This is a genomic window from Virgibacillus carmonensis, from assembly GCF_057836705.1.
The window spans coordinates 1-896 of record NZ_JBYQFJ010000098.1; the positions used below are offsets into that span (position 1 = coordinate 1).

Annotated in this window: 1 protein-coding gene and 1 pseudogene; both read right to left on the reverse strand. The window is 43.4% G+C overall.

The genetic code is table 11. The annotated features are described in order from the left end of the window. Window positions 1-249, reverse strand: a 249-nt coding sequence (locus AC3G7N_RS20695) for a SpoVA/SpoVAEb family sporulation membrane protein (protein ID WP_489424050.1), incomplete at its 3' end; no start/stop codon positions are given. Then, window positions 246-896: pseudogene (locus AC3G7N_RS20700) on the reverse strand (beta-ketoacyl-[acyl-carrier-protein] synthase family protein); the annotation flags it as partial. The pseudogene AC3G7N_RS20700 and the gene AC3G7N_RS20695, both read right to left, overlap by 4 nt.

Below are 896 nucleotides of genomic sequence, written 5' to 3' on the forward strand. Positions count from 1 at the left end.
TAGCCCATGTTTTTCTGCTTCAGCCATAGCACCATGTACTAAGGAGTTACCGAAGCTCGTAATTGGTACACTTGCACCTGCACCCGCAAAATCAATCAATGGTTCGTAAAGGCCAAAGCCATCGAGAATAGCTCCAACAACTACTAGGATACTTAACGTATGACCTGGGGTTAGCTTAAACACATCAAACATTATTTGACCAATAACACATATTATCCCGCCTATTACAAACGCCCAGAAAAAAATCATGACATATCACTTCCTGTTTCAATGGAGACTGCGTGAGCAATGCAAGGAATTGGATCCTTTTGCTGAACGCTTAATGTAGAATGTAAAGCACCTGTCGCAATTACCAGGATTCGATTGATAAGTCCTTGTTTCATTTGGTTTAAAAAATGCCCATATGTGACTACTGATGAGCATGCAGCACCACTTCCTCCTGCTAAAACAGGCTGTCCCTCACGGTAAATGGTAAGTCCGCAATCCACGTATTGGTCTTCGGATATGGGGATTCCTTCTTTTTTTAGCAAATCCAGGGACACGTGCCTTCCAATATGACCTAAATCACCAGTGATAATTAAATCATAATAGGAGGGTTCCACATTTCGTTCTCTCAGATGGGTTTCTAGTGTATCTACAGCAGCAGGAGCCATTGCACCACCCATATTAAAAGGATCTGACATACCCATGTCGACCACTTTGCCGATAGTAGCTGATGTGATAACAGGTCCTTTACCTTCCTTTGCTACTAATGCGCAGCCTGCACCTGTTACTGTCCATTGTGCTGTCGGGGGTTTTTGCCCACCATACTCAGTAGGATAACGAAACTGCTTTTCTACCGCTGCATTATGGCTTGCACTTCCACTTAAAATGTAGTCGGCACCGTTCCCATTAAT